We start from the raw sequence: 6,121 nt of genomic DNA, 5'->3' as shown, positions 1-6,121 counted from the left end.
TAACAAAGCAAAAGGCGGCTGGCCCTACCGGGCCAGCCGCCTTTTCTTTTACAAAATGTCAGCGCCACTGCAAATCTGAAGTCGTGTACTTCAATGTTTGCTGCGCGACAGCGCAGCCCGGAAGGGCTGGGTGATCTCCTACACAGATGGGTGGTGGATACCCATCGGTGGTTGGACACAGCCCGTCGTAGGAGCGGGTTCACCCGCGAACACCGGCAGAGCCGGTGCCATCCACCGCGTTGGTTTCTTCACGGACATGCCCGCACAGAGACCTCGATCTGTCAGGCTCGCACACCCAGCATCCCGCGCTCGACGATAAAATCGATCACGGCCTGCAACCCCTCGCCCTTCTTCAGGTTGCTGAAGGTCCAGGGCCGCTGCGGCCGCATGCGCTGGGTGTCGCGCTCCATCACCTCCAGTGAAGCCCCGACATAAGGCGCCAGGTCGGTCTTGTTGATCACTAGGAAATCGGACTTGGTAATGCCTGGCCCGCCCTTGCGCGGGATCTTCTCGCCCTCGGCCACGTCGATCACGTAAATGGTCAAGTCAGCCAGCTCCGGGCTGAACGTGGCGCTGAGGTTGTCACCGCCGCTTTCCACGAAAATGACTTCAAGATTACCGAACTTGCGCGCCAACGCTTCGACCGCCGCCAGGTTCATCGAGGCGTCTTCACGAATGGCCGTGTGCGGGCAGCCACCGGTTTCAACGCCAACGATGCGCTCCGGCTCGAGGGCGCCGGCCTCGGTGAGGATGCGCTGGTCTTCCTTGGTGTAGATGTCGTTGGTAACCACGGCGATCTGGTAGTGATCGCGCATGGCCTTGCACAGCGCTTCCAGCAGAGCGGTCTTGCCAGAGCCGACCGGGCCGCCGACACCGACGCGCAGGGGTTGTTGATAGCTTTGCATGCAGGCAGTCCTCAGGAACGGAACAAACGGGTGTATTGGGTTTCGTGACGCGATGAAGCGATGGCCAGCAGCGGCAGGCCGCCGCCGAGCTGGTCATCGCCCAGGACCAGCGCTTGGTCCAGTGCAGCGGGCAATTCGGCGCCAAGGTCGCGCAGCAAGGTCTGGGCAGCCTGCTGACCGAATGGCACCAGCTTGACGCCCGCCATGACCGCGCCCTCCAACCAGGCAAAGCCATGGCCCAATGCCAGCTGGCGCAACGGGATGGCCCAGTGTGCAGCCAGCCAGGCCATACCGCCCAACTGGGTCAGCTCAAGGCTGGCACGCCAGGCTGGTGCCTGGCCCAGTTGCCAGCCGTCGAGCAACCGCGCCAGCGCTGCGCCGCGCTGCTGTTCTTCCAGGCGCAGCTCGGCGGTTTCGCGGTTGGCCAGCAAGAACCGGCTCCAGTGGCCGAACGCTTCGGCGTCCTCAGCCTGGCAGGCGTGGTACAGACGCGCCAACACCGGCCAGTCGAGGCAGGCCAGGGTGTCGTGAACCTGCTCACGCTGCCAGCCGACAAAACTGTCCACGCCCCGAACCCAGCCGGCCTCGACCGCCCACTCCAGGCCTTGCGAATAGGTAAAACCACCCACCGGCAAGCCGGGGCTGGCCAACTGCAGTAGGCGCAGCAGCGCCAGGTCGCTGTTCATCAACCGGCCAGCACCAGCGCGGCGCCGGCCAACAGGCCACCGCCAAAGGCCTTCTGCAGGCCGCTGTGGCGGCGCAGCAGGCAACCGACTGCAAAGCCCGCCGCCAGCAGCAAGCCGCTGACCGCGACAAACCCTGCGCTGAATTGCCAGAACGCGCTCGGCGTGGCTTCTACGCCATGGGCCCAGCCATGGAACAAGGCGAACACCGGCATGGCCATGGCCAGCAGCGACTGGCGGCTCGGCAGCAGCACCGCCCCGGCAGCCACCAGCAGCGACACGGCAATCAGGGTTTCCATACCCAGCACATCGCCGAACAGGTGACCGCACACGGCGCCACCGAACATGGCGGCCAGGGTCGCCAGGGGCAAGGTCAGGTTGCGCCGGGTCAACGCGGCGAGCACGCCGGTGCCCAGCAGCATCAGCAGGTGATCGAGCCCGGTCAGCGGGTGCAGCAGGCCGTCCTGCAGTGGGTTGCTGTCATGGCCCGGATGGGCGAAGGCTGGCAGTGCCAGCATCAAAAGAAACAAGGCGAAAGTCTTTTTCATCGGTTGCTCCAAGGCAGTTCAGGAATGGACAGGCAGGCGTACGAACGGGTGATCGTGGCCATGGGCATGACTGTGGCTGTGGCCATGCGGTGCACTTTGGTAAGCGCCCGCTTCAGGCTCGAACGGGGCCTGTTCGGCCTCTACCGTCAGGCCCAGCCCCCGCAGCATGTCGTCCAGCACATGGTCGTGCTGGAAGCGCAACAGCCCGGGCTCGATCTGCAGCGGCACATGGCGGTTACCCAGGTGGTAGGCCGCGCGGGCCAACAGGTGTGGATCGGCACAGCGCACCGTCGACACCGCCTCGGGCGCCGCCAGCACGCGGATCAGCTGGGTGCCCTCGGCATCGGCCAGTATTTCACCTCCGCGCAGCAGGTGGCCGCGCTCCAGCATCAGCCCGGCTTCGCGGCCATCGTCCAGGGTTACTCGCAGGCGGCTCTTGATACGGCTGTCCACGTCGAGGGTGACAGTGCCACTGACAACCCGCGTGCCGGGTTCGGAGATACGGCGGCTCAAGACAATCATGGGTACTCCTCAGAACAGAAAATAGCGCTGGGCCAGCGGCAGTTCGCTGGCCGGTTCGCAGACCAGCAGCTCGCCATCGGCACGCACCTGATAGGTCTGCGCATCGACTTCGATCAGCGGCTGCAGGGTGTTGTGGACCATGTCCGGTTTGCGTACCCGCCGGCAGCCGTTGACCACGCCAATCAGGCTGCGCAGGTTCAGCTCCTCGGCCAACCCGCGGTCCATTGCCGCCTGGGGCAGGAATGTCATGCGTGTGGCATGCCGCGCCGCCCCCAGCGCGCCGAACATCGGCCGATAGTGCACAGGCTGGGGGGTGGGTATGGAGCCGTTGATGTCGCCCATGGGAGCGGTGACGATCATCCCGCCCTTGAGCACCAAAGCCGGCTTGACCGCAAAGAACGCTGGCGACCACAGCACCAGGTCGGCCAGCTTGCCGACCTCCACCGAGCCCACTTCGTGACCGATGCCATGGGTGAGTGCCGGGTTGATGGTGTACTTGGCGATGTAGCGCTTGACCCGGAAGTTGTCGCTGTATGGGGTGTCCGGTGCCAGCGGCCCGCGACGCAGCTTCATCTGGTGCGCCACCTGCCAGGTGCGCAGCACCACCTCGCCAACCCGGCCCATGGCCTGGGAGTCGGACGAGGTCATGGCAAAGGCGCCCATGTCGTGGAGGATGTCCTCGGCAGCGATGGTTTCGCGACGAATGCGTGACTCGGCGAAGGCCACGTCCTCGGCGATGCTCGGGTCCAGGTGGTGGCAGACCATGAGCATGTCCAGGTGCTCGTCCACGGTGTTGATCGTGTACGGCAGGGTCGGGTTGGTCGAGGATGGCAGCACGTTGGCCTGCCCCGCCGCACGGATGATGTCCGGGGCATGGCCACCACCGGCACCTTCGGTATGGAAGGTGTGGATGGTACGGTCGCCGATGGCCGCCAACGTGTCTTCGATACAGCCCGACTCGTTGAGGGTGTCGGTGTGAATCGCCACCTGGATATCCATTTCCTCGGCCACGCCCAGACAACAGTCGATGGCTGCTGGCGTAGAGCCCCAGTCTTCATGCAGCTTGAGCCCGACAGCACCTGCGGCAATCTGCTCGCGCAGCGCGTCCGGCCGCGAGGCATTGCCCTTGCCCAGCAGCCCGATGTTGATCGGCAAGCTGTCGGCAGCCTGCAACATGCGCGCAAGGTACCAGGGGCCGGGCGTGCAGGTGGTGGCATTGGTGCCAGTGGCCGGCCCGGTTCCACCGCCGATGAACGTGGTGACACCGCTGTTCAATGCCTCGTCCACCTGCTGCGGGCAAATGAAGTGGATATGCGAATCGACACCACCGGCGGTGACGATCTTGCCCTCGGCCGCGATCACCTCGGTCCCTGGCCCGACCGGTACGTTCACGCCTGGCTGCACATCGGGATTGCCGGCCTTGCCGATCACCGCGATGCGCCCATGCTTGATGCCGATGTCGGCTTTGACGATGCCCCAGTGGTCGATGATCAGCGCATTGGTCAACACCAGGTCCATGGCCTCGGCCGCCAGCATCTGGCCCTGCCCCATGCCATCGCGAATGACCTTGCCGCCGCCGAACTTCACCTCTTCGCCATAGATCGTGAAGTCTTTCTCGACCTCCACCCACAGCGCCGTGTCGGCCAGGCGCACGCGGTCGCCAACAGTGGGCCCGAACATGTCGGCATAGGCCTGACGGGAAATACGGCTCATACCCTGCCCTCCAGCGCGCCCATCACCTTGCCCTGGAAACCATAGACCTCACGCTTGCCGGCATAAGCCACCAGTTGCACGGTACGCGCCTGACCCGGCTCGAAGCGCACGGCAGTGCCGGCCGGGATGTCCAGGCGAAAGCCCAGGGTGGGCGCCCGGTCGAACACCAGCGCGTCGTTGACCTCATAGAAGTGGTAGTGCGAGCCGACCTGCACCGGCCGGTCGCCATGGTTGGCCACACTGACGCTGACCGTTTCTCGGCCACTGTTCAACTCGATGTCGCCCGCGGCGACCTGGATTTCACCTGGGATCATGCGACGCTCCTTGGCGGTTTCAGACGATGGGGTCATGCACGGTCACCAACTTGGTGCCATCCGGGAAGGTCGCTTCAACCTGCACGTCGTGAAGCATTTCAGCGATACCGGGCATCACCTGCTCACGGGTCAGCACTTCACGCCCCAGGCTCATCAGCTCGGCGACTGTGCGGCCATCGCGGGCGCCTTCGAGCACCGCGGCACTGATCAGCGCCACGGCCTCCGGGTAGTTGAGCTTCAGGCCACGGGCCAGACGCCGCTCCGCCAGCAGCGCGGCAGTGAACAGCAGCAGTTTGTCTTTCTCTCTCGGGGTAAGCTCCATGGCGCTCTCTCAGGTAGCCCAGATACGCGGCGGGCAGGCTGGCAGGCCGAGGATGGCCGGGCGCAGCACATGCCACAGGCGTTGCAGGGTGCGTTGCAGGTGTTGGTTGTCATGGTCGAGCACGCGGATCACCAGCAACGACCCGAGCAGGGTCGCACCGGCCGGGTTGCCCAGTTCATCGAGTAGCGGGCGAACCTGCTCCAGCACTGCCTGATCGGCAGGTGCGGCGCAGAAGGTGGCGAGTAGCGGGTGCCCGCCCAGCTTGTCCAGGTGCCCGCCTGCGAGTCGCAGGCGCTCATGCAGGCCAACCTCGTCAGGTAGTTCGATGTGCAAAAGGCTGTCGAGGGCGCCGTGGTCGAAACGCTCGTGCATGACCGGACGGCCCAGGCACAGGGTTTCCCAGGCCAGCAGGCGGGCGCCCGGCTCGAGGGTAAAACGGCTGGCGAGGCTGGCGCGGGCGCCGGAGAAGAAGATGCTGTCCTGCGGCAGCCACTCCAGGGTGCTGCCCGTGGCCATGTGGAAGCGTTGGGCCAACCGCGCGGTCGGGCCGATGCTGCGGTAGAACTTGCTGGCGCCGGGCATGGTCAGCAGCGCGTGGCTACCCGGCTCCAGGTGAATGTCCAGTTCCAGGCGGTCGCCGGCGACGATGCCGCCTGGCGGGTGCAGGACATAGACATGGCACGGCGCACCTTCAGGATAGAAAGGCCGCTGCACCAAAAGAGGTCCGAAATGCTTCCACGCACCAAGGCGGGTCACGCCGTCACGCTGGACAAAGCGCAACTGCAGGTGAGCACTCCAGCCCGCATCGTCTTGCTGTTGTTCGATCTGCTCCGCGAGCGACATCCTGCGGCCCCTGAAATCCGTGGCCTGCTGGCCGTTTAGAGGGTCCGGCGCGGGCGCCTGCTAGCGCGCACGGCCTGACCACTCGATCAAATTCGCAGGCTGGATATAGCAGGTTGCGGGCCAACTTCGCAGGTGAACGATGATGAAACCTGTGCTGTGCCCGCTCTGGCATCGGGCATGCGGGGGAATGGCGCACAAAGCAGGGGCGTGTGTCGGCCCTGTTTCGGTGCCGGCATACGTGAAAATGGGGCTGCTTTGAGCCCCACAATAT

The 6,121-nt window shown here is 65.1% G+C and carries 8 protein-coding genes; all 8 read right to left on the bottom strand.

Annotated elements, in window-relative coordinates:
• Positions 1-281 precede the first annotated feature (281 nt).
• From ureG to FQ668_RS13360, 8 genes are read right to left on the bottom strand one after another with little or no spacing between them, the layout of a single operon-like run.
• The gene (ureG, locus tag FQ668_RS13395) at positions 282-905 is read right to left on the bottom strand and encodes an urease accessory protein UreG (RefSeq protein ID WP_003253923.1); all 624 of its coding nucleotides are present in this window, start codon (positions 903-905) and stop codon (positions 282-284) included.
• Positions 906-916: 11 nt separating this feature from the next.
• The gene (locus FQ668_RS13390; RefSeq protein ID WP_019437165.1) at positions 917-1,591 is read right to left on the bottom strand and encodes an urease accessory protein UreF; all 675 of its coding nucleotides are present in this window, start codon (positions 1,589-1,591) and stop codon (positions 917-919) included.
• Positions 1,591-2,136, bottom strand: a complete 546-nt coding sequence (locus FQ668_RS13385) for a HupE/UreJ family protein (protein ID WP_014591283.1) — start codon at positions 2,134-2,136, stop codon at positions 1,591-1,593. Before FQ668_RS13385 ends, FQ668_RS13390 begins: the two co-directional genes overlap by 1 nt.
• 18 nt (positions 2,137-2,154) lie before the next feature.
• Positions 2,155-2,658 carry an urease accessory protein UreE gene (ureE, locus tag FQ668_RS13380; RefSeq protein WP_019437166.1) on the bottom strand — a complete coding sequence of 168 codons (504 nt, stop codon included), beginning with the start codon at positions 2,656-2,658 and terminating at the stop codon, positions 2,155-2,157.
• 9 nt (positions 2,659-2,667) lie between these two features.
• On the bottom strand, positions 2,668-4,371 hold the full coding sequence (gene ureC / locus FQ668_RS13375) for an urease subunit alpha (RefSeq protein WP_014591285.1): 1,704 nt from the start codon (positions 4,369-4,371) through the stop codon (positions 2,668-2,670).
• Positions 4,368-4,685, bottom strand: a complete 318-nt coding sequence (locus FQ668_RS13370) for an urease subunit beta (protein WP_014591286.1) — start codon at positions 4,683-4,685, stop codon at positions 4,368-4,370. Before FQ668_RS13370 ends, ureC begins: the two co-directional genes overlap by 4 nt.
• 19 nt (positions 4,686-4,704) lie before the next feature.
• Entirely contained in the window at positions 4,705-5,007 is a 303-nt protein-coding gene (locus FQ668_RS13365; protein WP_003253929.1) for an urease subunit gamma, read from the bottom strand.
• A gap of 9 nt (positions 5,008-5,016) precedes the next feature.
• Positions 5,017-5,850, bottom strand: coding sequence for an urease accessory protein UreD (locus tag FQ668_RS13360; protein ID WP_019437167.1), 834 nt, complete (start codon positions 5,848-5,850; stop codon positions 5,017-5,019).
• Positions 5,851-6,121: the final 271 nt, after the last annotated feature.

This window comes from Pseudomonas sp. Kh14 (genome assembly GCF_900291005.1).
GTDB lineage: Bacteria > Pseudomonadota > Gammaproteobacteria > Pseudomonadales > Pseudomonadaceae > Aquipseudomonas > Aquipseudomonas alloputida.
This window is presented reverse-complemented; position numbering and strand designations above follow the sequence as displayed.